Annotated in this window: 25 protein-coding genes; 2 read left to right on the plus strand and 23 right to left on the minus strand. The window is 69.4% G+C overall.

The window, feature by feature from the left end:
- Positions 1–12 precede the first annotated feature (12 nt).
- From SHK19_RS12745 to SHK19_RS12790, 10 genes are read right to left on the minus strand one after another with little or no spacing between them, the layout of a single operon-like run.
- Positions 13–405 (minus strand): carboxymuconolactone decarboxylase family protein, encoded by a 393-nt coding sequence (locus SHK19_RS12745; protein ID WP_322936442.1) that lies wholly within the window; start codon positions 403–405, stop codon positions 13–15.
- Positions 402–1,223, minus strand: a complete 822-nt coding sequence (locus SHK19_RS12750) for an NAD(P)-dependent oxidoreductase (protein ID WP_322936443.1) — start codon at positions 1,221–1,223, stop codon at positions 402–404. Before SHK19_RS12750 ends, SHK19_RS12745 begins: the two co-directional genes overlap by 4 nt.
- A gap of 2 nt (positions 1,224–1,225) precedes the next feature.
- On the minus strand, positions 1,226–1,975 hold the full coding sequence (locus tag SHK19_RS12755) for an SDR family oxidoreductase (protein WP_322936444.1): 750 nt from the start codon (positions 1,973–1,975) through the stop codon (positions 1,226–1,228).
- A gap of 26 nt (positions 1,976–2,001) precedes the next feature.
- Complete coding sequence (locus SHK19_RS12760) at positions 2,002–3,498, minus strand: aldehyde dehydrogenase (RefSeq protein ID WP_322936445.1); 1,497 nt, start codon at positions 3,496–3,498, stop codon at positions 2,002–2,004.
- Complete coding sequence (locus SHK19_RS12765) at positions 3,495–4,136, minus strand: hypothetical protein (RefSeq protein ID WP_322455343.1); 642 nt, start codon at positions 4,134–4,136, stop codon at positions 3,495–3,497. The genes SHK19_RS12760 and SHK19_RS12765 overlap by 4 nt, the downstream gene beginning before the upstream one ends.
- Before the next feature lies 1 nt (position 4,137).
- Complete coding sequence (locus SHK19_RS12770; protein WP_322455344.1) at positions 4,138–4,335, minus strand: ferredoxin; 198 nt, start codon at positions 4,333–4,335, stop codon at positions 4,138–4,140.
- Complete coding sequence (locus SHK19_RS12775) at positions 4,332–5,741, minus strand: cytochrome P450 (RefSeq protein ID WP_322936446.1); 1,410 nt, start codon at positions 5,739–5,741, stop codon at positions 4,332–4,334. The genes SHK19_RS12770 and SHK19_RS12775 overlap by 4 nt, the downstream gene beginning before the upstream one ends.
- Positions 5,738–6,514 carry an SDR family oxidoreductase gene (locus SHK19_RS12780; RefSeq protein WP_322936447.1) on the minus strand — a complete coding sequence of 259 codons (777 nt, stop codon included), beginning with the start codon at positions 6,512–6,514 and terminating at the stop codon, positions 5,738–5,740. The genes SHK19_RS12775 and SHK19_RS12780 overlap by 4 nt, the downstream gene beginning before the upstream one ends.
- Positions 6,514–7,764, minus strand: coding sequence for a cytochrome P450 (locus tag SHK19_RS12785; protein WP_322936448.1), 1,251 nt, complete (start codon positions 7,762–7,764; stop codon positions 6,514–6,516). Before SHK19_RS12785 ends, SHK19_RS12780 begins: the two co-directional genes overlap by 1 nt.
- On the minus strand, positions 7,761–8,318 hold the full coding sequence (locus SHK19_RS12790) for a TetR/AcrR family transcriptional regulator (protein WP_322455348.1): 558 nt from the start codon (positions 8,316–8,318) through the stop codon (positions 7,761–7,763). The genes SHK19_RS12785 and SHK19_RS12790 overlap by 4 nt, the downstream gene beginning before the upstream one ends.
- 90 nt (positions 8,319–8,408) lie before the next feature.
- Here SHK19_RS12790 and SHK19_RS12795 point away from each other — a divergent pair, with 90 nt between their 5' ends.
- Both SHK19_RS12795 and SHK19_RS12800 read left to right on the plus strand, forming a co-directional pair.
- Positions 8,409–9,257, plus strand: a complete 849-nt coding sequence (locus tag SHK19_RS12795) for an LLM class F420-dependent oxidoreductase (protein WP_322936449.1) — start codon at positions 8,409–8,411, stop codon at positions 9,255–9,257.
- Positions 9,254–10,525 carry a hypothetical protein gene (locus SHK19_RS12800; RefSeq protein ID WP_322936450.1) on the plus strand — a complete coding sequence of 424 codons (1,272 nt, stop codon included), beginning with the start codon at positions 9,254–9,256 and terminating at the stop codon, positions 10,523–10,525. The genes SHK19_RS12795 and SHK19_RS12800 overlap by 4 nt, the downstream gene beginning before the upstream one ends.
- Positions 10,526–10,558: 33 nt before the next feature.
- Here the strand turns inward: SHK19_RS12800 and SHK19_RS12805 are convergent, their stop codons facing one another.
- From SHK19_RS12805 to SHK19_RS12865, 13 genes are all read right to left on the minus strand, one after another.
- Positions 10,559–11,314 carry a glucose 1-dehydrogenase gene (locus tag SHK19_RS12805; RefSeq protein WP_322936451.1) on the minus strand — a complete coding sequence of 252 codons (756 nt, stop codon included), beginning with the start codon at positions 11,312–11,314 and terminating at the stop codon, positions 10,559–10,561.
- Between the two features lies 1 nt (position 11,315).
- The gene (locus SHK19_RS12810; protein ID WP_322936452.1) at positions 11,316–12,254 is read right to left on the minus strand and encodes a 3-oxoacyl-ACP reductase; all 939 of its coding nucleotides are present in this window, start codon (positions 12,252–12,254) and stop codon (positions 11,316–11,318) included.
- Positions 12,251–12,451: a ferredoxin gene (locus SHK19_RS12815; RefSeq protein ID WP_322455353.1), complete on the minus strand. Its 201-nt coding sequence runs from the start codon at positions 12,449–12,451 to the stop codon at positions 12,251–12,253. The genes SHK19_RS12810 and SHK19_RS12815 overlap by 4 nt, the downstream gene beginning before the upstream one ends.
- Before the next feature lie 11 nt (positions 12,452–12,462).
- On the minus strand, positions 12,463–12,930 hold the full coding sequence (locus SHK19_RS12820; RefSeq protein WP_322936454.1) for a pyridoxamine 5'-phosphate oxidase family protein: 468 nt from the start codon (positions 12,928–12,930) through the stop codon (positions 12,463–12,465).
- Positions 12,931–12,933: 3 nt separating this feature from the next.
- Entirely contained in the window at positions 12,934–13,911 is a 978-nt protein-coding gene (locus tag SHK19_RS12825; protein ID WP_322936455.1) for an NAD(P)/FAD-dependent oxidoreductase, read from the minus strand.
- Between the two features lie 47 nt (positions 13,912–13,958).
- Positions 13,959–14,663: a hypothetical protein gene (locus SHK19_RS12830; RefSeq protein WP_322455356.1), complete on the minus strand. Its 705-nt coding sequence runs from the start codon at positions 14,661–14,663 to the stop codon at positions 13,959–13,961.
- 129 nt (positions 14,664–14,792) lie between these two features.
- Entirely contained in the window at positions 14,793–15,383 is a 591-nt protein-coding gene (locus SHK19_RS12835) for a hypothetical protein (RefSeq protein ID WP_322455357.1), read from the minus strand.
- A gap of 68 nt (positions 15,384–15,451) precedes the next feature.
- Positions 15,452–16,717 carry an MlaD family protein gene (locus tag SHK19_RS12840; RefSeq protein ID WP_322936456.1) on the minus strand — a complete coding sequence of 422 codons (1,266 nt, stop codon included), beginning with the start codon at positions 16,715–16,717 and terminating at the stop codon, positions 15,452–15,454.
- Complete coding sequence (locus SHK19_RS12845; RefSeq protein WP_322936457.1) at positions 16,714–18,054, minus strand: MCE family protein; 1,341 nt, start codon at positions 18,052–18,054, stop codon at positions 16,714–16,716. Before SHK19_RS12845 ends, SHK19_RS12840 begins: the two co-directional genes overlap by 4 nt.
- Positions 18,054–19,289 (minus strand): MCE family protein, encoded by a 1,236-nt coding sequence (locus SHK19_RS12850; RefSeq protein ID WP_322455360.1) that lies wholly within the window; start codon positions 19,287–19,289, stop codon positions 18,054–18,056. The genes SHK19_RS12845 and SHK19_RS12850 overlap by 1 nt, the downstream gene beginning before the upstream one ends.
- A 5-nt stretch (positions 19,290–19,294) precedes the next feature.
- Positions 19,295–20,278 (minus strand): MlaD family protein, encoded by a 984-nt coding sequence (locus tag SHK19_RS12855; protein WP_322455361.1) that lies wholly within the window; start codon positions 20,276–20,278, stop codon positions 19,295–19,297.
- The gene (locus SHK19_RS12860; protein WP_322455362.1) at positions 20,271–21,362 is read right to left on the minus strand and encodes an MCE family protein; all 1,092 of its coding nucleotides are present in this window, start codon (positions 21,360–21,362) and stop codon (positions 20,271–20,273) included. Before SHK19_RS12860 ends, SHK19_RS12855 begins: the two co-directional genes overlap by 8 nt.
- On the minus strand, positions 21,359–22,672 hold the full coding sequence (locus SHK19_RS12865) for an MCE family protein (protein ID WP_322455363.1): 1,314 nt from the start codon (positions 22,670–22,672) through the stop codon (positions 21,359–21,361). The genes SHK19_RS12860 and SHK19_RS12865 overlap by 4 nt, the downstream gene beginning before the upstream one ends.
- Position 22,673: the final 1 nt, after the last annotated feature.

Here is a 22,673-nt window from a genome sequence, read left to right on the forward strand (position 1 = left end):
TCACCCACGGTCCTACCGCCGCTTAGCCTTCGCGATCGTCTCCTCGACGATCGAGTTGAGCCGCGCACCCTGGGGCCAGCCGGCGTAGTGGCTGAGGAAGACGACGATCTCGCGCAGCGCGTCGTCGTCGAGCTCACCGTTGGCGTGTGCTGCGGGCACCTGGATGCCGAGCACGTCGGCGGCACCCTGGCCGGCGAGCAGGCCGATCAGCAGCAGCCGGCGGTCCCGGTCGGAGAGGCCGGGCCGCTGCCAGATGTCGCCGAAGAGGTGGTCGGCGGTGTAGCGAAAGAAGTCGCCCCCGGCCTCGCCGGGGTCGGTCATGTCGAAGCCGTAGACCTCCTCCATCTTCTCCAGGCCGCGCCGCCGTGCCTCCGGCAGCCCTTCGAACTTGTCGGCCTTGCTCATGAGAGACCCAGTCCCTTCCCCAGTCGTGGCAGCGCCTCTCGGGCGAGAGGTACGTCGACGCCGAGCTCGTCGGCGAGCGCGATCGCGAAAGAGAGATCCTTCTCCCCCAGCGCCGCGACGTGCTGGAAGACGCCGGTCCAGAAGTCGTCCGGCGCCAGCGGCGCCGTTGTCTCGCGGTGAGCGATCGCGCCGGGACCGCCGGTGATCGCGTCGGTGTGCCGCACGATCTCGCCGAGCTCGCGCAGGTCGAGGCCGGCCGCCTCCGCGAGCCGCTGCGCCTCGGTGACGGCGGTGAACGCGACGAAGTGGATCAGGTTCCGTGCCAGCTTCATGCGGGTCCCGGCTCCGAGCGGCCCGGCGTGCACGACCTTCGTGCCCATCAGGTCCAGCGCGGGCCTGGCCGCCACGAAGGCGTCGACGGACCCGCCGACCATGATCGCCAGCGTGCCGTCCGCCGCACCCATGGGTCCACCGCTCACGGGAGCGTCGAGGACCGTCAGTCCACGCGCCGCGAGCTCGGCCGGGGTGCCCGGGGCGACCGTCGAGTGGATGACCAGCACCGGTACGGGGCCTATCTCCTCCGCAACCGTCCGCACCTGGTCGTCGTCGCGCACCATCACGCAGACCACGTCGGCGACCGCGGCGAGCTCGCCGACGCTGCCGACGGCCTTCGCGCCCGCGGCCGTCAGCGCGGCGACCGGTTCGGGCGCGACGTCGTGGACCGACAGGTCGACGTCACCCGATGACGCAGCCGCAGCCAGTCGCAGCGCCATCGGCTTGCCGATGTTGCCGAGCCCGACGAATCCGACGCGCACCATGACTAGAGCCGGAACGTCTGGCCGCCGTCGACCGCCAGGATCTGGCCGGTGACCCACGACGCCTCGTCGGAGAGCAGGAAGAGGCAGGCGCCGACCATGTCGGAGGTCTGGCCCATCCGCTTGATCGCGAGCGAGTTGCGGACGATGTCCTTGGCCGCGTCCCCCGCCTGGATCTTCGTCGCCTCGGTCTCCACCGGCCCGGGCGCGATCGCGTTGACCCGGATGTTCATGCCGCCCAGCTCGTGCGCGAGCTGCTGGGTCAGGCCGTTCACGCCCACCTTGGCCAGGCCGTAGAACCCCGAGTAGAGGTACGCCGCGGTGCTGGATTGGTTGACGATCGCTCCCCCGCCCCGCCGCTGCATCGAGCCGTACACCGCGCGCGTCATGACCAGCGCTCCGTCCATGTTGACGCTCATGAACTTCCGGTAGTAGTCCCAGTCGACGGTGAGGAGGAGGTCGAACTGCATCGCTCCGTAGATCGCGGCGTTGTTGACCAGCCCGTCGATGCCGCCGCACTCCGCATCCGCCCGCTCGACCAGTCCCGTCGCCGACTCGGCGCTCGAGACGTCGCAGGACACGAACATCGCGCGTCCGCCGTCGGCCTCGATCTCCTTGACGACCCGCTCACCGCCGTCGGCATTGAGGTCGGCCACCACCACTGACGCTCCCTCGGCGGCAAGTGCCTTCGCGTAGGCCTCGCCGATGCCCTGGGCCGCGCCGGTGACGACGACCACCTTGTCCTCGAATCGCATGCTGCTCCTCACGTCTTCCGTGGTGTTCACGCGGGCTCCGCGATGGTCTTGGTCTCCAGGTACTCCTCGAACCCGGCCACGCCCATCTCGCGGCCGAGCCCGGACTGCTTGTAGCCGCCGAAGGGCGCGTCGGGACTGAACCACACCCCGCCGTTGACCGCGAGGGTCCCGGTGCGGATCCGCCGGGCGACGCTTTTGGCGCGCTCGAGGTCGGCGGAGTCGACCGAGCCGGACAGGCCGTACTCACTGTCGTTGGCGATGCGTACGGCGTCGTCGTCACCGTCGTGCGGGATCACGACGAGCACCGGCCCGAAGATCTCCTCCTGGGCGAGCCGCGAGGAGTTGTCGAGTCCGGCGACGACCGTCGGCTCCACCCAGAAGCCGGGCTGGTCGACGATCCGGCCGCCGGTGACGATCCGGCCGCCCTCCTCCTCGGCGAGCCGGAGATAGCTCTCGACCCGGTCGCGCTGCACCTGGCTGATGACAGGTCCGCAGATCGCGTCGGGATCGGCTGGGTCGCTGATCCCGATCGACGCCATGGTGGCGGCCGCGACCTCGACCGCCTCGTCGTACTTCTCCCTGGGTACGACGAGCCGCGTGGTCAGCGCACAGCCCTGGCCGGCGTGGATGCACGCGGCGAACGCCGTGGCTCCCGCCGCGGCCGAGACGTCGGCGTCGTCGAGCACGATCGCCGCAGACTTGCCGCCGAGCTCGAGGAACACCTTCTTCAGCGTGGGCGCGGCGGCGGCCATGATCGCCCGCCCGGTCGCGGTCGACCCGGTGAAGGACACCATGTCGATCCGGGGGTCGGAGGACAGCACCGCGGCGACCTCGTTGGAGCGGGGCGTCACCACGTTGAAGACACCTGCCGGGATGTCGGTGTGCTCGGCGACGAACCGTCCCAGCTCGCACGCCACCCACGGGGTGTCCGGCGCCGGCTTGAGCACGACCGTGCAACCGGCGGCGAGCGCGGGGCCGACCTTGGCCAGGTTGATCTGGTTGGGAACGTTCCACGGCGTGATCGCGGCGACGACACCGACCGGCTCGCGGACGACGGTCCGTTGCGTCGGGATGCCCATCGGCTCGGCGATGCCGAGGTCCGTCACCCAGGGGTAGGTCTCCAGCAGGTCGGTGACCCACTTCAGGCCCTCGACGGGGACGTCGAAGCCGGCTGCGCCCATCATGAAGCCGGGCATGCCGACCTCGGCGGTGGTGAGCGCCCGGAACTCGTCGGCGTGGTCGAGCAGCGCCTGGTGGAGCTGCCGGAGGCACCGAACCCTGAGCGCGACGTCCGTCGACCAGTCGGTCTCGTCGAACGCCCGCCGCGCGGCCGCGATCGCGGCATCGACGTCGGCGGCACTGCTGTCGGGCGCCACTCCGATCTGCTCGCCCGTCGCCGGGTTGAGGATCGGGTACGACGTGCCGTCGCTGGCGCCGATCAGCTTGCCGTCGACGAGCTGCTGGGCCGGTGCCCACTCGGTCGCTCCGGTCCCTGAGCCTGTCGAAGGGGTCGAGACCGTCATGCGTCCGTCTCCACGGGCTGCTGGGTGAGGAAGTCGCCGCGTTCGACCGGCGGCGGCCACACCGGCGCGGGGATGTCCTCGAGGTGGTAGTGACCGGGCACGTCGTGACCGGTGACCTTCATCCGCTCGAGGAGCCGGTCACTCGCCTTCCCGGCCTTGAGGATCTCCATGAACGTGTGCGCGGTCGACGGCATGTCGAACCAGTCGCGCTGCCAGGCGAACTTGATCGTCCCCGCGTCGGCGCCGGCCGTCTGCCGCTCGACGCCGAACCACGACCCGCCGATGCCGAGGATCTCGTACTCCTGCCCGGTCTCGTCGTTGATGATCCCCGACCGCTGCTTCCAGAACCCGACGATCATCGCGTTCTTGTCGTCGATCAGTGTCGCTTGGTAGTCGTAGTGCCAGCCGTCGAAGCCGTCCATCTCGATGCCGATCGCCCAGTCGCGGATCTGGTCGCGGCCGACCGCCATGAAGTGCTCGTCGACGGAGTACATCCAGCCGTACGACGCGTCCTCGGCGTACCAGTCGGCCATCACCCGCCAGTCGCCGGTGCGCTCGGCCTCACGGTTGATCGCCAGCCAGGTGTCCCAGAACTCCTCGATCTCGGCCCTGCTCAACGGGGTGGTCAGGTCACTCATCTCAGTCCTCTTCGATCGAAAGGGCGAAAGCAGGGCAGTACTTCACGGCGGTGGTCACGTCCTGGCGACGCGACTCGTCGGGGTGCTCCTCGAGCAGGCGTACGACGTCCGCGTCCTCGTCGAACCCGAAGACGTCGGGTGCCTCGCCCTGGCAGAGCTGGTGCCCCTGGCAGAGGCCGGTGTCGGCGATCACCTTCACTGCGTCCTCCGCCGGTAGCGGACGCGGCACGGCTGCTCCAGCTGGATCACCATCTTGGAGCAGTCGTCGCGGTAGGAGTCGAGCGGCTGAGCGGCTTCGAACTCGAAGTCACGCAGGATCACGGAGAAGATCGCCTTCATCTGCATCATCGCGAACGCGTTGCCGACGCAGCGGTGCTTGCCGGCACCGAACGGGATCCACGTCCAGCGGTTCTGCAGGTCCTCCTGACGCGGGTCGATGTAGCGGCCGGGGTCGAACTCGTCCGCCTTCGGGAAGTCCTCCTCGATCCGATTGGACACCCGCGGCGACGCGGCGACGACGGTGCCGCCCGGGATCGTCGTACCGGCCAGCTCGAACTCCTCCTGCACCAGCCGCATCAGGATGATCAGCGGCGGGTGCAGCCGCAGCGTCTCCTTGAGCGCCGACTCGAGCACGGGGATCGAGCGAAGCGCCTGGAAGGACACCTCGACAGGCCCGGTGCCGTCGGCGTCCGTGTAGAGCTGGTCCAGCTCGGCGACGACGTCGGCCATGACGTCGGGGTGGCGGAGGAGCTCGATCATCGCCCACGACGCCGTACCGCTGCTGGTGTGGTGGCCGGCGAACATCATCGAGATGAAGATGCCGGTGATCACGTCGGCGGTCATGTCGATCGAGATCAGCACGTCGAGCAGGTCGCGGTCCTCGCGGGCGACGGTCCCCCGCTCGTTCCGCTTGTCGATGATCCCCTGCACCAGCGCGACCAGTCGCTCACGAGCCTCGTCGCGCAGCCGGAAGCTGTCGATCTCGGCGTAGGGGTCGACGTAGGCGATCGCGTCCGTGCCCCGCTCCAGCTCGTGGTAGTGGTGCGCGAACGAGGAGTCGAGCTCCTCGCGGAACGGCTTGCCGATCAGGCAGGACGACGTCGTGTAGATCGTGAGCTCGGCGAAGAAGTCGAGCAGGTCGATCTCGCCCTCGTCGCCCCAGCCCGCGACCATCCGCTTGATCTCGGCCTCGATCGTCTGCGCGTGCCCGCGCATCATGTCGCCTCGCAGCGCCTGGTTCTTCAGCATCTGCTGGCGCTCCTCGGGCGAGGCGTCGAAGACGACGCCCTTGCCGAAGATCGGCGTCATGAACGGGTAGGCCGCAGCCTGGTCGAGCACGGAGTCGGGCGCCCGGAAGAACGCCTCGTTGGCCTCGGCGCCGGTGACGAGCACGACGTCCTTGTCGGCCAGCCGGAACCGGCCGATGTCGCCGCACTCGTCGCGGACCCGGGTGAACAGGCCGATCGGGTCGACCCGCATCTCGGGGAGGTGTCCGGTGCCGCGGATGATCTCCGGCACCTCGTCGCTCTGGTCGTCGAGCACGGTCGAGACCTCGGGGATCGCGCTCAATGCATCGCTGGTCGAGCTTGTCGAGACCTTGTTCACGGGTTCTCCACCGGGGCTTCGGGGTTGACGTCGACAGGGCTGATGTGGACGCCGCGCGGCGCGCTGACGACGGTGCTGATCGCATCGGCGATGGCGCGGGCCTTGAGGAAGTGGGAGTGGCGGGCGTGGCCCCACTTGACCCACTGGTTGAGGACGAACGCCGCCTCGTCCGGGTCCCAGTCCATGCCCATCTCGCTCCACGTCGGACCGGGGCGCACGACCGACGCCCGGACGCCGGTGCCCTCGAGCTCCATCTGCAGGGAGGTCGCCAGTCCTTCGAGACCGGACTTCGTCGCGCTGTAGCCGCCCATGAACGGCCGCGCGCGCACAGCGACGTCGGAGGAGACGAAAACGATGTCACCGCGGCGGCGCTCGACCATCGCGGGCACGAAAGCGCGGATCAGCCGGTGGGGTCCGAGGAGGTTCACCTCGACCTCGTCGCGCAGCCGCTCCGGTCCGGTCTCCAGCAGCGAGCCCGGCCCGATCAGCGCCGCGTTGCTCACCACCACCTCGACGTCCCCGAGGTCCGCCGCCACCTTCGCCGCGAAGTCGGCGACGGACTGCTCGTCGGTGACGTCCAGCCGGTGCGCCACGGCTTCTCGGCCGTCACCGCGGATGTCGGCGGCGAGCTGCTCGCACTGATCGACCCGGCGGGCTCCCAGCGCGACCGGGAAGCCGGCGGCGGCGAGCGCCTTAGCGGTCTCGGCGCCGATGCCGGACGAGGCTCCCGCGACGACGGCGGGGCGTCGGGCGGGCTGGTCGTACTTGCCCATCAAGCGCTCCGCTCGACGAAGGTCACCGGCAGCGACGCGAATCCGCGCACGCTGGTGGAGTGCACCCGGACCGCCCGGTCGGCGTGCACCTCGAAGTGCTGCACCCGGCGGACCAGCTCGTTGAGCACGACCTTCGTCTCCAGCCGGGCGAGGTTCGCGCCCAGGCAGAAGTGTCGTCCGGTGCCGAAGCTGAGGATCTGGGCGAGCTCGCCCTTGTCGCGGTGGATGTCGAACCGGGTGGGGTCGGTGAAGACGCGCTCGTCGCGGTTGGCCGAGCCCAGCAGCACCAGCGCCTTCGAACCCGCCGGAATGGTGACTCCCGAGAGCTCGGCGTCCGAGACGACGTAGCGCGCGAGCATCTGGCTGGACGTGTCGTGGCGCAGGGTCTCCTCGATCCACGGCACGACGAGTGCCTCGGGGTCGTCCGGCCGGGCGAGCACCTCCGCCCGCTGGTCGGCGGCGGCCGACAGGTGGAAGAGCGCGTTGCCGAGCAGCTTGGTCGTGGTCTCGTTGCCCGCGACGACCATGAGGAACAAGAACGCCATGATCTCGCCGTCGCGGAGCCGCTCCCCGTCGAGCTCTGCCTCGACCAGGGCCGACGTCAGGTCGTCGGTGGTGTCCCGTCGCCGCTGCTTGACCATGCCGGAGTAGTAGGTCATCAGCTCGATCGAGGCTTCCATGCCCGCCTTCGGCACGTCGCGGACGCCGTCCTCGCGGTGGACGACCAGGTCCGCGAGTCGCCGCACCTCGTCGCGGTCGGACACCGGCACCCCCATCATCTCGGAGATGACGTCCATGGGGAGCTTGCTCGCGAAGTCCCGGATCCAGTCGGCCTCGCCCGCCTCGGCGTTGGTCGCGAGCGCGGAGTCGAGGTAGCGCTCGGTCAGGCTCTGCACGCCCGGGGTGAGCTCCCGGACCCGGCGCGGGGTGAAGGCTGCCGACACCAGCTTGCGCACCCGGCTCTGGTCGGCGCCGTCGAGGGCGAGGAAGGACATCACCTTGTGGGCGTCGGGGCTCCACGCGGTGGCATCCAGCGAGACGCCCATCCGGTTGGAGAAGACCTCGTCGTCACGCAGCGCGGCGAACACGTCGGCATGCCGTGAGATCACCCAGAGGTCGTCGCCGACCGCGTGGTGGACCGGATCCTCGTCACGCAGCCGCCGGTAGAGCGGGTACGGGTCCTCGTGGAAGTCGTAGTCGTAGGGGTCGAAGACCAGTGGGGCGACGACGTCGCTGGCCGGTCGGGTCATCGGTTGCCGCCCAGGATCGTGGCGACGACCGTGTCGAGACGGTCGCCGAGCTCGGCGTACGAGATCAGGCCCATCCCGGCCTGGAGGAGTGCGCCGGAGAACACCAGGACGAGCGCGTCGACGAGCTCGGGCGTGCTGCTCTCTCCGAGAGCGGCGTCGAAGCGAGTCACGAACTCCCCACCGATCCGCAGCCGCAGCCGCTCGACGTCCGGGTCCGAGCCCAGCAGGGCGACGTTGGCCCCGGCTGCTACGTGCGGGTTGCGCTCGCACAGGTCGCTGAGCGCCCGAGTGACGGCCTGCACGCGTTCGGTGGCGCTCCCGCCGCCCGGCACGGGAGGCGTCTGGTCGACGATCGCCCGGTGGAAGAGCTCCGCCAGCAGATGGCTCTTGGACGAGAAGTAGGTGTACGCCGTCGCCGGCGAAACCCCCGCCCGCACGGCCACCTGACGGATGGTGAGCGCCTCGGGACCGACCTCGGCCAGCTGCGCGAGGCCGGCGTCGAGAAGTCGCTGCACGGTCACGGCCTGGCGCTCGTTGAGCTGCTGCCGGGGCATGCTGGTCACCTGACTGGACACATGTCCAACATAGGAGACGTTCACGGCAGGCGCAAGCACATTTCTGAAACACGTTCTATGTTTCATGTCATGCGCAACGGGATCGTCCTCTTCACCTCCGACCGCGGCATCACTCCGGCCGAGCTGGCGAAGGCCGCGGAGGACCGCGGCTTCGACACCATCTACGTGCCGGAGCACACCCACATCCCGGTGCGCCGCGACGCGCTGCACCCGACCGGGGGCGAGGAGCTCCCCGACGACCGCTACCTGCGGACGCTCGACCCCTGGGTGTCGCTGGCCACCTGCGCCGCCGTCACCGAGCGGATCGGTCTCTCCACCGCGGTCTGCCTCCCGGTCGAGTCCGACCCGATCACCCTCGCCAAGACGATCGCGACCCTCGACCACCTCTCCGGCGGCCGGGTCACCATCGGCGCCGGCTTCGGGTGGAACACCGACGAGCTCACCGACCACCACGTCCCGGCCGCCAAACGACGCACCGTGCTCAAGGAGTACCTCGAGGCGATGCGCGCGCTCTGGACCGAGGAGGAGGCGTCGTACGACGGCGAGTTCGTGACGTTCGGCCCGTCGTGGGCCTTCCCCAAGCCGCCCCAGGGCCGGGTCCCGGTCATCATCGGCGCCGGCGCCGGCCCCAAGACGTTCCAGTGGATCGCGCGCAACGCCGACGGCTGGATGACCACACCCACGTCGACCGACGTCTCGGCCAGCGCCGACGCGCTGCGCAAGGCGTGGGCCGACGCCGGACGCGAGGGTCAGCCGGACGTCCGGGTCCTCGTCGCCAAGCGGCCGACCCCCGAGGACCTCGCCGACTGGACCGCGTCCGGCGCCTCCGAGCTGATCTGGGGAGTCCCCGACGCCGACAGGGACACCGTCCTCGGCCACCTCGACAAGATGGCCGGCCGACTGGGGCTGACTGCGTGACGAGCAGTGAGGGCAGCCGCTACGCCGACCTCACCCGCGAGGACCTCGCGGTCCTGGTCCCGGAGCTGCTGCTCACGGGCCAGCTGATCGACCGTTCCGGCATGGCGTGGTGCATCTCGGAATTCGGCCGGGAAGAGATGCTGCAGATCGCCATCGAGGAGTGGGCCGCGGCGAGCCCGATCTACACCCGCCGGATGCAGCACGCGCTCGGCTACGCCCCGGCCGCGCCCGGGCAGGGCGACGTGGTCACCATCTTCAAGGGGCTGCAGCTCGACATCGGCGCTCCCCCGCAGTTCATGGACTTCCGCTACACGGTCCACGACTCCCGCCACGGCGAGTTCCACCTCGACCACTGCGGCGCCCTGATGGACGTCGAGCCGATGGGACCCGACTACGTGAAGGGCATGTGCCACGACATCGAGGACCCGACCTTCGACGCGACGGCGATCGCGTCGCACCCGAGGGCCCAGGTCCGTCCGATCCACCGGCCGCCCCGCAGCGCCGACCAGATAGCAGCCGACCGGCGCCCGCACTGCGCGTGGACGGTGATCATCGACGACTCCTACCCCGAGGCGCAGGGCATCCCGGCGCTCGCGGTCAACGAGCAGTCCCGGGCGGCGACGCTCCACCTGGAGCCGATCGACCCCGGCGACGAGGGCTCGTCCGACTACTCCGGCCCGCTGGTCAGCGACGTCGACTTCACCGCCTTCTCTCGCTCGGCGCTGGTGCGGATCGCCGACGAGGTGTGCCTGCAGATGCACCTGCTCGACCGGGCGTTCGCACTGGCGCTCGAGAAGCGGTGCGCCGACGAGGCGCAGCTGGTCCGGATCCGCCGGCAGCAGCTCACCGGCGCCGCCGGTGTCGGTGCGCTCCGCATCGCCCGGGCGCTCGGCATCAGCCCCGACGAGGCCGGGGCGCGTCGGCTCCTGGCGCTCCACCCGTTGCTCAACCCGGCGGCGTACGTCGCCGCCGACCTCGGCCCCGGAGATGCGCCGGTCGTCGTACGACGCTCGCCGGCGCACGAGGACGGCGCCTGGGTCTCGCTCTGCGGCCCTTCGTGGACCGGTGCGCTCGCCGCGATCGTCCAGGCGCTCGACCCGCACCTCGACGTCGCGGTGGAGGCCGTCGGCGACGACGCCTGGTCGCTCGACGTGGTCCGTCGTGACCAGCCCGCGCCCGAGGCGCAGGAGGTCACCGTGACCAAGTTCAGCAGCGGCGTCGAGTTCGCCTTCCGACCGCGGACCTCGTTGCCGATCACGCCCGTCTGAGGCCGACGCCGTGGCAGCGGCGGCCGCTCAACCTCAGGCGCCGAACGCGTGCGTCGAGGTCACCCCGCCGTCGACGGTGATCTCGGCGCCGTTGATGTAGCCCGACTCGTCGCTGGCCAGGAAGACGTAGACCGGTGCGACGTCGTCCGGGTGACCCACCCGGCGCAGCGGTACCTTGCTGGCGCCGTACTCCATCGCCGCGTCACCACCGTGCACCCGGGTCATCGGGGTGTCGATCATGCCGGGGTGGACGGAGTTGACCCGGATCCCCTTCGGGCCCAGCTCCATCGCCGCGCACTTGGTCATGCCGCGGATCGCCCACTTGGTCGCCGCGTACGCGGTGCAGGACGGCATGCCGGCGATGCCCTCGATCGACGACGCGTTGATGATCGAGCCGCCGCCGTTCTTGCGCATGGTGCGGGCGACGGCCTGCATGCCGAGGAAGACACCGACCTGGTTGACGTTGACCAGCAGCTGGAACTCCTCCAGCGGCATGTGCTCGATCTGCCCGAAGCGGAGGATGCCGGCGTTGTTGGCGAGCACGTTGACCGGCCCGAACCGCGTGTTCGTGTCGTCGACCAGCGTCGTCCACGAGGCCGGGTCGCTCACGTCGTGGTGCGCGAAGTGCGCCGACTCCCCCAGCTCGTCGGCAAGGGCCTGGCCCGCTTCCTTCGCGACGTCGGCGATGACCACCGTGGCGCCCTCGGCGACATAGGCCCGCGCGATCGCGGCGCCCTGTCCCATCGCGGCCCCGGTGACGATGGCGACCTTGTTGTCGAGACGGCCCACTTCAGACTCCTAGCTGCATGATCGAGTCGGCCGCGAAGCCGACCGAGGGGTCGCGATCGGCGAAGAACCCGCCGAGCTGCTTGTCGAGGTCGTCACTCGTCCAGACGTCGCCCGCGGCGTCGAAGCGCTGCGCGACGACCGGAGCGGCCACGACGGCCACCATGCCGCCGTACACGACGAAGACCTGCCCGGTGATCCGCTCCGCCGCCGGCGACGCGAGGTAGGCGACGATCGGGGCGACGTGGTCGGGCGAGTAGGGATCGACGGACCGACCTGACGTGTCCTCGCCGAAGACGTCGGCGGTCATCGCGGTGCGGGCGCGCGGGCAGATCGCGTTGGCGCGGACGCCGATCCGCGACAGTCCGCGAGCCGTCGACAACGTCAGCGCGGCGATGCCGGCCTTCGCCGCCGCGTAGTTGGGCTGTCCTGGCGAGCCGCCGAGGAACGCCTCGGAGGCGGTGTTGACGACGCTGCCGTAGACCGGCGCTCCGACCTCCTTCGACCGGCCCCGCCAGTACGACGCCGCGTTGCGGCTCAGCAGGAAGTGGCCGCGCAGGTGGACGGCGATCACGGCGTCCCACTCCTCGTCGGCCATGTTGAAGAGCATCCGGTCACGCGTCATGCCGGCGTTGTTGACGACGACGTCGAGCCCGCCGTACCCGTCGACGGCAGCGGCGACCATCGCGTCGGCGGTCGCCCGCTCACTCACGTCACCGGCCACGGCGGTGGCCTCGCCGCCCCTGCTCCGGATCTCTTCCACGGCCTCGTCTCCGGCGCCGGGCAGGTCGTTGACCACGACCCGGGCGCCCGCGTCGGCCAGGGCCAGCGCCTCGGCGCGACCGAGCCCGGCTCCGGCGCCGGTGACGATCGCGACCTTGCCGTCGAGGCTGGTGGACCCTCCTTGGCTGGTCGAAGGGCTCGTCTCGTCGGGTGCGCTCACTCGCCGTCCTCCGCCAGGCTGATCGCGGCCCGCGGGCACGCGGCCACGGCCTGCCGCACCCGCTGCTCGTTCTCCGGCGTGACCTCGTCGGTGTTGAGCTGGAGGAAGTCGTCGTCGTCCAGCTCGAACACGTCGGGCGCGAGCGCCTCGCACATGGCGTTGGACTCGCAGAGGTCGAAGTCCACCTTGATCTTCATCCGTTGTCTCCTCACACCATCTTGCGGTGGTCCCACGTGGCGACGTGCTCCGGATGGATGATCACGCCCACCCGCTTCTGTGCCTGCTTCTCCACGGTCTCGCGCCCGAAGTCGCCCAGCGCCTCGAACGACTCGGCGTCGACCATCCGGGTGGCGACCTCCGACCCGATCGAGAAGATCCCGTCGTAGTCGCGCACGATCTCGGCCTTGCCCTTGATCGAGACGCCGCGCAGCTCGAAGTAGTCGGTGCCGTCCTCGACCAGCGCGGAGACCCGCGGGTCACGCTCGAGGTTGCGGATCTTCTGGCTCCGGGCGTAGGTCCAGAACGCGATCTTCCCGGCCCGGACGATGTAGAATAGGGTCGACAGGTGCGGGACCCCGTCCGGTCCGTTGCTCGCCACCTGCACCTTCAGGTTCTCCGCCAGCAGCGCAAGGACCTCGTCCTCGCCCATCTTCACGGCCTCGCGTCCGCCGCCCATGGCTCAGGTTCCTTCCGAGGAGTGTCCGGGGAAGACGTGCGCGCTGGGGTCGATCACGACCGCGGCGTTGTTGACGGCCGTGGCCGCCTCGCCGAACCCCACTGCGATCAGCCGCACCTTGCCCGGGTAGTCCGTGATGTCGCCCGCGGCGAAGACCCGTTCCAGGTTGGTGCGCATCGACGAGTCGACAACCAGGTGCCGCTTGTGGGTCTCGATCCCCCACTGCTGGAGCGGTCCGAGGTCGGCGATGAAGCCGAGCGCGGCGACGACGGCCTGCGCCTTCCGCGTGGTCGCCTCGCCGTCGACGGTGATCTCGACCTCCGCGAGCGCGCCTTCGCTGCCGCCGGCCGCGTCGCGCAGGGCGGTGACCTCGGCCTTGGTGATGATCTCGACCGAGGAGGCGCGCACCTGCTCGACGGTGCGGGCGTGTGCGCGGAACGCGTCGCGGCGGTGCACGAGCGCGACCGAGTTGGCCATCGGCTCGAGGTGCAGCGCCCAGTCGAACGCGCTGTCGCCGCCGCCGACGATCACCACGTCCTTGCCGACGTACGGCTCGAAGCTGGGCACGAAGAACTCCATGCCGCGACCCAGCCAGCCCTCGCCCGCGGGCAGGGCCCGCGGGCTGAACTTGCCGATGCCGGCGGTGATGATCATGACCTTGGCCCGTACGGACGAGCCGTCGTCGAGGCCGAGGGTGACGCCGTCGGCGTCCTGCTCCAGGGTGGTGGCGGTCCGGTCGAGGAGGTACGTCGGCGTGGCGGTGGCGGCCTGCTCGACGAGGCCGGCGACCAGCTCGCGGCCCTTGACGGTCGGGAACCCCGCGACGTCGAGGATCGCCTTCTCGGGGTACATCGCGGTGATCTGCCCACCGAGCTCGGGGAGCGAGTCGACGACGGCGACGCGAAGGCCGCGGAACCCGGCGTAGTAGGCAGCGAACAGCCCGGTCGGGCCCGCGCCCACGATCACGAGGTCATGCTCCACGGAAGAAACTGTAACGTGTTCTACTTCTTCGCGGGGCATGCGCCCTCCTATTTCGTGTCGACCGCGTCGACCAGCCAGCCATCGTCGGTGTGCACCATGGTCAGCACCGCACGGTAGGGCGTGTAGGTGGTCTTCGGGTCCTCGTCCGCACCCGTGATCGTGTACTGGTTGAGGAAGAGCAGCGCCTCGAGCTCGGCGTCGTTGGCGCGGACGACGCTCTGCGCGACCACCCTGACCTGGACCTGGGTCTTCTCGGCGAGGAACTCCCGACGGACGTCGTCGGTGGTCCCGCGGTACTCCTCGGCGAACTCCTCGGTCATCAGGGCCACCGCGTCGTCGACGCCCTGGTCGTAAGACTCCCAGTTGCGCGCGAACATCGTCTGCGCGGCGAGCGCTGCGGCCTCGACACCCTCCTGGACGGCGAGCTGGTTGAGGACGACCGGCCGCCCCTCCGGCACCGAGATCGGGTCGTCCTCGCCGGATTCCTCCGAGACGGAGGACTCCGCCGCTTCAGCGCGGTCGTCGTTCTCACGCCCGTGGAGGAAGAACCACAAGCCCTGGAGGATCACCAGGACGACGAGCACAGCGACCAGGACCAGCAGCGTCCGCGTCGCCCTGGGGCTGGCGAGCACGGTCTCCGTCGGCTCGTCCTCGCCCGTCGACGGCGGCCGCTTCGAGACGGCCGGCGGGGGCTGCTTCGCCACAGGCAGCCGAAGAGGCTTGGCCGGCTCGTTCGGCTCGTTCTGATCCATCGGATCGATCGGCGGAGCAGCTGCCGTGGTGTCGGGCTGGCCCGGGCCGACGTCCCTACCGGCGATCTTGCGCGGCTTGGGGGTGTTGGTACGCGAGGGACGACGCGGTGCGCTTCTGGACAACGACGATCACTCCACGTACTGCAGGTCGCTGGTGAGCCACTCGCCGTCGACGAGATCGAGGTCGAGCTGGAGCCGATAGGTGCGCGCCTGGGGCTCGAAGTCGGTCAGCTCGTTGGTCACGGTGCCGCTGGTCGCGGCGATCACCGTCGCGTCGTCATCGTCGCCGGCGACGAGTCCGACCCACACGGCCTCCCCGGTCTGGGTCGCCTGAGCCCGCCGGGTCAGCTTGGCCAGGTCCTGCGAGGCTCGGGTGTACTGCCGGAGGAACTGACCGGTGGCGAGGGCCTTCACCGCCTCGATGTTGGCCTCGACGTCCTCGTGGCTGATGTTCAGGAAGGCGTTGACCATCTTGGTCGCCCCCTCGAGCTGCTCCGCCGTGCGGACCTGCTCCTCCTCGGGGGCGGGGTCCATCGCCACGACCGTCCCGCGGCCGACGTCCTCGCCCGCGCGGGTGTCGGGCGCCACGGCGACGCGCTCGTCCGTGATCACCGCGATCGCGTCCTCGAGCCAGCTGCCGGACCGGTCGCCACCGTCATCCCGGTGCGCGTTCGACATCAGCACGGACAGGATCACGACGACGCCGAGGCACACGACCATCGCGACGTACAGGACGGAGTTGAGGCGGACTCTGCTTCGACTTCCCTGCTCGCCCGATCCCCCTGGCGTCAACGGGCCACCGGACCCACGAGCAGCCACTTCCACGCATCCCCTCCCAGGACGGACATGTTGCCCGGCTGACGGAACTGCACCTGGCGGCCCTCGTCGTCGAGGACGCCTGGGACGATCCCCGTCACCGGGTCGTAGACGCCACTGTAGACGCGCGGGGTGGAAGCGTTGCCCCGGCGGGCCGGGACGTACTTCGGGCCACGCATGACGTACGGCGGACCCGACTTGCACTGGGCGTGGAAGTACGGCGCGTCGGTGAGGTCGTGCGGCGACCGCCACCGCTCCGGCGGCAGGTATCCGTCGGTGCACGGCGGCACGCTGTAGTCGAACTGGACGTTGATGTGGCCCCACCCGTCGCGGGTGCTGCCCGTCGGGCCGCCGGCCATCAGGGTCGGATAGGTCACGAGGAGCTGCTCCAGGCCGTCGAGGTTGGCGAGCACGACCTGGTCGACCGTGATCAGGTTGCTGAGCAGGACCGGCAGCGTCGGCTCGAGCTCCTCCAGCAGCTTCTGCAGCTCACGGGCCGCGCCGGGCGTGCTCGTGAGCACCTTGCGCAGGTCGCTGTCGCTGCCGCGGAGTGCACCCGTCAGTGTCGCGAGGTCCCGGGCGAAGGAGCGGATGTTCTCCTTCTGACCCTGCTGGGTGCGCAGGACCGTCAGGCCGTTGCGCAGCAAGGTGATCGTCTCGTCGGTGTGCGCCGTGGCCTCGTCGATGAAGACCGAGCCGTTGTCGAGCATCGTCTGCAGGTCGCGCCCGGTGTCGCCGAACAGGATGCCGAGCTCCTTCACCACCACCTGCAGGCTCCGCTTGTCGACCGACCCGACGAAGTCGTCGAGGTCGACCAGCAGGTCCGCCTCGTCGACCGGGAGCGACGACTCGTCGCCGTGGAAGACGGTGCCGTCCTCGGCGTAGGGGCCGTCCTCGTCCTCGGGTTGGAAGTCGAGGTACTGCTCGCCGACCGCCGACAGGTTGTGGACGTAGATCGCCGAGTCGGTCGGCAGCTCCACGTCCTCCTCGATCGCCATCTCGATCTCGACGCCCTCGATCGTCGGGGTCATCTTGGTGACCTTGCCGATCTTGACGCCGCGGTAGGTCACCTCGCTGCCCTCGAACAGTCCGCCGGACCCGGGCAGGGTCGCGGTCACCGTGTGTCCGCTCCCGGTGATCCTGTCGATGAGGCCCAGGTAGGTCGCCGTGATGTAGGTGATGCCGACCGCGCTCAGGACGACGAACGCGGCCAGTCGGATCCGCACGCCGCGACTCATGTGGTCACCCCCAGCAGTCCGGGCGGATCCTCAGCCCGGTACGGGTCCGCGCTGCCGACGAGCTCCCGCGACAGGCCGTTGACGCCGTCCCGGTAGCCGTTGAGGGTGTCGCCCAGTGCGCCACGGTTGAGGAGGCCACCGAGGTCGATGTTCGGCAGGCTGTTGAGGACGCGGCAGACCGGGGAGTTCTCCAGGGCTGGGTCGCGGCACTCCCTCTTCAAGTCCTTGAGGAGGTCGAGGTCGGACAGCACCTTCGCGCACGCCGCACTGGCGAGACTCCCGCTGCGCAGGCAGCGCTGGACCTGGCTGAGGACCTGGCCAGGGTTCGGAAGCTCGATGTTGGGGATCCCGACGTTCTTGAGCAGGTTGTCCAGGTCGAGGTCGACCCGCGCGATCGTGTCCGCGTAGTCACCCTGGACGATGTCGTTGGCCGCCTTGGGGAACGGGAAGCTGACCATCAGGTTGATGCCGGGGCCGAGGGCGTGGCCGGCCTCCCGCAGCTTGGAGAGCACCGGGTAGAGGTGCTCGAGCATCTTGAGGATGTCTTCCTTGCTCGCGTTGATCACCCGGGTGCCGACGCGCCCGAGCCGCTCCAGCGCCCCCAACATCCCGATCAGCTCGTCGTGCTGGTCGGCCAGCACGTCGATCGCCGGTCCCATCGCGTCGAGCGCGTCGCCGATGGTGTCCTTCTCGGCGTTGAGCGTCGCAGCCAGGTTGTTCATCGACTCGAGGGCGTTGATGATGTCGCCCTTCTGCTGGTCGAGCGTGCCGATGACACCCTCGAGCGAGCCGAGCAGCGCCTTGAGCCGGTCCTCCCGTCCGGTCATCACCAGGTTGGCCTCCCGGGTGATGGTGCCCAGCTGGGCGACCCCTCCTCCGCTCAGCAGGAAGGAGAGCGCGCCTAGCACCTCCTCGACCTCCGGGTTGCGCCCCGTGACCGACAGCGGGATCTTGTCGTCCTGCTCGAGCCGGCCCGTCGGCTCCTGCTCGGTCGGCGGCTCCAGCGAGACGTACTTCTCGCCGAGGAGCGAGACCTGCTGGATGTCGGCGATGGCGTTGTCCGGCAGCACCGTGCCGTCCTTGATCCGGAGGACCACCTCGGCGTGCCAGCCGTCGCGCTCGACCTCGGTCACCTCGCCGACGACGACGTCGTCCACCATCACCGGCGAGCGCGGCACGACGTTCAGCACGTCTCGGAACTCCGCGGTGACCTCGAACGACTCGTCCTCGTCGACCGGCGAACCCGGCAGCGGCAGGTCGTAGGCCCCGTCGAAGTCGCAGGCGGACAGCAGGGAGGCGACCAGCGTGGTGGCCAGCAACCAACGAACCGTGCGCATCACGATCCACCTCCCACGAGCCCGGCGAGCGACGGGTCGGAGGTCGGCGCGAACTCGACGTCCGGCATGTCCGGCACGTTCAGCCGCGTCTTGCTCTCCGAGACCGCTTCCTTCGGCGTGAACTCCTCGTAGCCGGGGGGCAGGAACGGCAGGTTGTCGATGATGGGGCTCAGCAGCTGGGCGATCAGGTCGCAGGCGGTGTCCTTGAGCGCTCGCGGCATGCCCGGGTTCTGCTGGATCAGCCCGCAGATGAACCCGTCCGCGGTCCAGATGTTGGCGCCGATGCCGACTCGCGAGTTCTGCGAGCCGCTCGAGTGGTCGAAGCCCAGGTGGAGAGAGTCCATCGCAGCGGGCGCGACCTCGAGTGCGGTGTTGAGGTTGTCCTTCTCTGAGGCGATCGTCGCCATGACGGTGGACAGCTGCCGGATGTCCCTCGACAGCGCCTCCCGGTTGTCGCGGACGAACGACTCGACGCTGCCGACGGCCCTGGCCACGGCGGCCACGGCCTGCTGGAGCTCGTCGCTCTCGGCCGCCAACGTCTGCGAGACGCCGGCGAGATCCGTCATGAACGCCCGGACCAGAGCGTCGTTGTCGGCGAGCGTGGTGGTGAACTCCGCCAGGCTGGTCACGGTCGCGAACAGCGGACCGGCGCTGTCGCCGAAGGTCTCGGCGGCGAGGGCGAGCTCGCGGATCATCTCGTTGCCTGCGGCGCCCTGGCCGTCGAGCGCCTTCCTGCCGGCCTGCAGCAGGTGGTCGAGCGAACCGTCCTTGTTGACCCCGTTGGGACCGAGCGCCCGGGTCAGCGCCTGGAGGCTGCTGTAGATGCGGTCCAGCTCGACCGGGACCCCGGTGTCTGGCAGCTCGATGGTCGCGTCGTCCGCCATCACCGGACCCTTCTCGTAGACCGGCGTCAGCTGGATGAACCGGTCGGCGACCAGGGTCGGGGTCACGATGACCGCCTGTGCGTCGGCAGGCACGTCGTACTCGGCGTCGTACTCCATGTCGACGCGCACCGCGTTGCCGGCGGGGGTGACAGCAGTGACCTTTCCGACGTTGACGCCGAGGATCCGCACGTCGGTGCCCTTGTAGACGCTCACGGCGCGCGGGAACATCGCCGTCACCGTCTTCGTCTCGCGCTCGGTCACGGCGAAGTTGAGCACTGCTCCGACCGCGATCAGGAGCACGACCAGGAGGATGACCCTCCGGTCGACGCGCTGCCAGATCTTCGTCACCATCGTCATCACTCCGCGAATCCGGGCTGGAACTCGCCGGTCGGGATGGAGAGCAGGTTGATGGCCACTGCGTCGAACCACGGTCCGGTGCCGATGATGTTGCTGAGGATGTCGACGTACGGGCCGAGCTCGTGCAGCGTTGCCTTCAGCTGGTCCCGCTTGTCGACCAGCAGGGTGAGCAGCTCGTCGACCTCCGCCAGCGCCGGCCCGATCTGCTCCTCGTTGTCCTCGGCCAGGCCTCTCAGCTCGTCGGCGAGCACGCGTGCGTTGACGAGCAGCCGGTGCACCGCCGCCTTCCGGCTGCGGAGCTCCTTGAAGACCAGGTCGCTGTGCCGCATCAGGTCGACGATGTCCTGGCCGCGCCGCTCGAGGACCTTGGTCACCTGCTGCGAGCTCTCGAAGAGGGTCTGGATCTGCTCGTCGCGCTGCGAGACGCTGCGCGACAGCCGGGCGATGCCGTCGAACGCCGCGCCGATCTCGGGTGCCGAGCCGTCCAGCGTGCCGGAGACGACGTTCAACGCCTCGGCCAGCTGCTGGGTGTCGATCTCCTCGGTGGTCGTGGCCAGGTCGCCGAAGACACCGACGATGTCGTAGGCCGCTTCGGTCCGCTCGAGCGGGATCGTGTCCCCCGCCTCGAGCTCGCCCTCGCCCAGCGGCTGGAGGTCGAGGAACTTCTCACCCAGCAGGTTCAAGACCTCGACCGACGCCGTGGTCTCCGGACCGAAGTCCACGTCGCCGTTGATCTCGAACTTGACCACCACCCGGTCCTCGGCGAGCGAGACCTCCGTGACCCGGCCCACCCGCAGGCCGCCGACCTGGACCATGTTGCCCTTGTGGATGCCACTCGCGTCGCTGAACTCGGCGTAGTAGGTGGTGCCGCGGAAGCCGGGGAACTTCGACAGGTTGAAGGTGGCAGCCGAGATCAGCGCCATCACCACCAGGGTGATGATGCCGAGCCGCATGATCCGGGCATCGCTGACGTCTCTAGCCACGGTCCAGACACCTCGGCACTTCCGAGTGGAACTCGAACTTGGTGATCATTTCCTCGATCTGGTTGATGATCGGGATGTTCCCGAGCGCCGGAAGGTCGATCCTCACCGAGGCGCCGCAGATGTAGTACTGGTACCACGACCCGTAGGTGCCGGTGCGGATCTGGTCCGACATCACCTCCGGCATCCGGTCGAGCAGGTCGACGATCTCCCTGCGCTGCGAGGGAGAGTTGAGGAGAGCGGCGAGGTCGCGGAGCGCGGCGATGTCCTTCTTCAGGAGTGGCCGGCCGCGGCGCAGCAGGTCGGCGACGGTGACCGTGAGGTCGGAGATGTTGTCGAGCGACCCGCCGATCGTCTTGCGGTCCCTGGCGAGGTCCTTCATCCAGTCCTTGAGCTCGATGACCAGGGTGCTGAGCTGCTCGTGCCGACGGTTGACGGTGTCGAGCGTCTCGCTGAGGTTGGTGACCACCTCACCGATCAGCTGGTCGCGGTCGGCCAGCGCCGTGGTGAGCGAGGCGGTGTGCTCGAGAAGGCCGCGGACGGTGCCGCCCTCCCCCTGCAGCACCTGCACCAGGTTCATGCTCAGCTCGTTGACCTGGTCGGGCGTCAGCGCCTGGAAGAGGGGCTTGAACCCGTCGAACAGCACGGTGAGGTCGAGCGAGGGACGGGTGTTCTCGACCGGGATGGTGTCTCCGTCGTCGAGCGTCTCTGCGTCGGTCGCGCCGTCGCCCTCCTCGAGCGCCATGTAGCGGTCGCCGACCAGGTTGAGGAACCGGATCTCGGCGGTCGACGCCGTGGTCAGCTCGATGTCGTCGTCGATCCGGAAGGTGATCAGCGCCATCGCCCGTTCGTGGTGCTCGACCTCCTTGACCTCGCCCACGCTCACACCGGCGATCCGGACGTCGTCGCCCTTCTCGAGGGTGCTCGCGTTGGTGAAGACGGCTTGGTAGGTCTTGCCGCCGCCGAGCCCGATGTTGCCCATGATCACCGCGAGCAGTCCGGTCATGAAGATCGAGACCACGGTGAAGATCGAGAGCTTGATGCCGGCGGAGATGAAGGCGGCGTTGCGGCTGTGACGGGACGTCATCCGGCCGACCTCCCCTCGCGGACCACCGGGCCGTAGAGCAGAGGGCCGAGCGCGCCGTACTGGTCCGGCTCCTCGCCGGTCCGACTGGCCAGCAGGGCGTTGACCACCTGCTGGTCACCCTCGCTCCCGGCGAAGCCGCTCGTGAGGTCGATCTCCGGCAGCGCGCCGAAGTTGGGGAGGGGGCTGGTCGGCGGGTTCTCGTCGATGTCGCTGCCGTTGTCGAGCGGCACCCGGTCGCCGGGGACCTTGAACTTCGGCAGCCCGAGGCACCACGGGCCGTGCCCGACCTCGCCGAACTCCATGAAGTCCGACTCGTCGAAGTGGCGGAACTGCCTGTTGCCGAACTCGAAGTACTGCTTCACGACGTTGCCCTCGAAGGTCCGCGACAGGATCGGCGCGTACGCCGCCGCGCCCTTGATCAGGCACGGGAACTGCGGCGAGTAGGAGCGGAGGAGAGCGAGGATCGGCTCGGTGACCCGCCCGACCTCGATCATGTTCTGCTCGTTGGACTTCAGGATCCGGGTGGAGACGTTCGCCAGTCCGGCCAGGTCGGAGAAGAAGACGTCGAGGTCCTCTGCCTTCTCGGTGATCGTCTTGCTGGTGACGGTGACGTTGTCGAGCACGTTGAGGAGGTCGGGCGCCGCCAGGTCGTAGGCGTCCGCGACGTCCGCGAGCGCGATCAGGTCCTGCCGCAGCGTCGGCAGGTGGTCGTCGATGGCGCCGAGGTAGACACCCAGGTCGTCCATGGTCTCGCCGATCTGCTCGCCGCGTCCCTCGAGCGCGGTGGCAAGGGCGCTGAGGGTGGCGTTGAGGTCGGCCGGCTGCACGGCGCGCAGCAGCGGGAACAGCTCGGCGAGGATCTGGCTCAGCTCGACGTTGGTGTCCACCCGGTCGGCAGGGATCACGTCACCGTCGCTGAGCGACTCCGCGGACGGGTCGGGCGGACGGTTGAACGCGATGTACTTCTGCCCGAAGAGGGTGGTCGGAAGGATCTCGACGGTGATGTTGGCGGGGATCTTCTCCGCGGCGTCGGGATCGAGCGCGATGTGGATCTCGGCCTCGTTGCCGTCCTGGGTGACCTTGCGGACCTGGCCGACGAGGGCGCCGTGGATCCGGACGTCGCCGAACTTGGCGAGCTGGAGACCGGCGCGGTCGGCCTTGACCGTCACCATCGTCACCCGGTCGAACTCCTTGTTGTAGATGGCGATCGAGAGCCAGATCAACAGGGCGATCGACAGGAGGAAGCCGATGCCGGCGAGGAGCAGCCGGTTGTGCTCCTTGGCCGAGTCGTGGTGGACGTTGACGAGCATC

The sequence above is a fragment of the Nocardioides bizhenqiangii genome, assembly GCF_034661235.1.
Lineage (GTDB): Bacteria > Actinomycetota > Actinomycetes > Propionibacteriales > Nocardioidaceae > Nocardioides > Nocardioides bizhenqiangii.